This window comes from Neisseria sp. P0021.S005 (assembly GCF_051956955.1).
This window is the reverse complement of record NZ_JBQCWY010000517.1, coordinates 1-2,177: the sequence shown is the minus strand read 5'-3', so window position 1 is coordinate 2,177 and position 2,177 is coordinate 1. Positions and strand designations below refer to the sequence as shown.

Sequence of the window (2,177 nt, the reverse complement as noted above, 5' to 3'; positions counted from 1 at the left end):
ACATAACCCTGATTGAAAGAAGTCCTTTAGAAGTGTTGCAAAATCCGCCGTATGACGGCCGTGAAATCGCACTGACGCACTTGTCGCGCGAAATCATGCAGCGATTGGGTATGTGGGATTTGATTCCGAAAGACGAAATTTATCCTTTGCGCGATGCCAAAGTGTTGAACGGTCATTCCGATTACCAGCTCCACTTCCCGCAACCGACTGAGGCGCGCGGCGAGCCTGCCGATTGCTTGGGCTATTTGATTTCCAATCACAACATCCGTAAAGCCGCTTATGAAGTCGTGTCCAAATTGGACAACGTCAAGATCCTGGCCGGTACCAATGTTAAAGAAGTCAAAACTTCTGACGATGAGGCGCAAGTTATTTTGGAAAGCGGCGAAGTATTGACCGGCCGTCTGTTGTTGGCCGCCGATAGCCGTTTCTCGCAAACACGCCGTCAATTGGGCATTTCTTCCGATATGCACGATTACAGCCGTACCATGTTTGTGTGCCGCATGAAGCATACTTTGTCCAACCTGCATACCGCATATGAATGCTTCCATTACGGCCGCACCATTGCGTTGCTGCCTTTGGAAGAACACTTGACCAATACAGTGATTACGGTAGACAGCGATAAAGCCGAAACGATTAAAAACATGTCGCCGGAAGAATTGGCAGCCAGCGTGAAAGAGCAACTCAAAGGCCGTTTGGGCGATATGGAATTGGTTAGCACTATTCACAATTATCCTTTGGTCGGTATGATTGCCCAACGTTTCTATGGCAAACGCAGCGCGCTGATCGGCGATGCCGCGGTCGGTATGCATCCGGTTACTGCGCACGGTTTCAACTTGGGTCTGGCAAGTGCCGATCTTTTGGCTAAATTGGTGCTTGAAGCCGAGCAACGCGGTCAGGATATTGGTGCGAAGAGCCTGCTGGAAAAATACAGTACCAAGCATATGTTCCACGCCCATCCGATTTACCACGGCACCAATATGTTGCTGAAACTCTTTACCAATGAAACTGCTCCGGCGAAACTGCTGCGCGGTTTGGTATTGCGTGCAAGCAATAACTTCCCGCCGCTGAAAAAACTGATTACCAAACAATTGACCGGTTAATCATTTGAAAACATAAAAGGCCGTCTGAACGATTACAGTTTCAGACGGCCTTGTTTTTTATCTATTGTTTATTTGGCTAAAACCGATTCGGGCATTTCTTGGCGGACGTTTAAGGAAGTCAGTTTTTTGGTCAAGATGCTCAATACGATGCCGTAGGCAGGCAGGAAGAAGAGTGTGCAGATGGCGAGTTTGAACAGATAATCGACAAATGCGATGCCCTGCCAGTTTGCCGCCATAAATTCATCGTTGCTCGCATAAAAGGCAACGGCGAAAAACACCAGCGTGTCCAAAGCGTTGCCGACAACGGTAGAAGCTGTGGGGGCAATCCACCATGATTTCAGACGGCGTAATCTGTTGAACACGAAAATATCGAGGATTTGCCCGAGCGCATAGGCGGAAAAGCTGGCCAATGCGATACGGCCGACGAAGGTGTTAAATTCGGCCAAAGATGCCCAGCCTGTCCAGTTGCCGTCATGAAAGAGGACGGAGAAGACGTAAGAGAGCAGCAGGGCGGGGAACATCACCCAAAAAATAATCCGTCTCGCCAATGGTGCGCCGAAAATGCGCACGGTCAGGTCGGTAGCGAGGAAGATAAAGGGGAAGGAAAATGCGCCCCAAGTGGTAAAGATACCGAAAATTTGAAAGGGGAACTGTACCAGATAGTTGCTGGCGGCAATAATAAAAATATGGAAAAGCACCAGCCAGAAGAGCGCTTTCTTCTGCTGTGCGGCGGTAAATTCGTACATAGAAATCTTTCGGAAGTTTTTCAGACGGCATGAAGCCCTGCGAGACCGTGCAATAGAGAAAGTCTCGCAATAAAAAGGGCGGTTAGGCCGTCTGAACGGGATTATTGTGCATCGTGCTCAAACAGGCGTTTGCGTGCCAAAGCTTCAAACTCTGTGCCTGCTTTGCCGTAGTTGGCAAACGGATGAATGGCGATGCCGCCGCGTGGTGTGAATTCGCCGAATACTTCGATGTATTTCGGATCCATCAGGGCGATGAGGTCTTTCATGATGATGTTGACGCAGTCTTCATGGAAGTCGCCGTGGTTGCGGAAGCTGAAGAGATAGAGTTTCA

At 49.2% G+C, this 2,177-nt stretch carries 3 protein-coding genes; 1 reads left to right on the top strand and 2 read right to left on the bottom strand.

Annotated elements, in window-relative coordinates:
- Positions 1-1,100: 5-demethoxyubiquinol-8 5-hydroxylase UbiM (gene ubiM / locus ACTHUE_RS16345; protein ID WP_440423996.1), on the top strand; the 1,100-nt coding region annotated here is incomplete at its 5' end.
- Positions 1,101-1,168: 68 nt separating this feature from the next.
- On the opposite strand, the gene ACTHUE_RS16340 is transcribed toward ubiM, so the two are convergent.
- Both ACTHUE_RS16340 and ACTHUE_RS16335 read right to left on the bottom strand, forming a co-directional pair.
- Positions 1,169-1,846 carry a 7-cyano-7-deazaguanine/7-aminomethyl-7-deazaguanine transporter gene (locus tag ACTHUE_RS16340; RefSeq protein ID WP_003748425.1) on the bottom strand — a complete coding sequence of 226 codons (678 nt, stop codon included), beginning with the start codon at positions 1,844-1,846 and terminating at the stop codon, positions 1,169-1,171.
- 101 nt (positions 1,847-1,947) lie between these two features.
- A partial coding sequence (locus ACTHUE_RS16335) for a preQ(1) synthase (RefSeq protein ID WP_440423995.1) occupies positions 1,948-2,177 on the bottom strand: 230 nt, incomplete at its 5' end.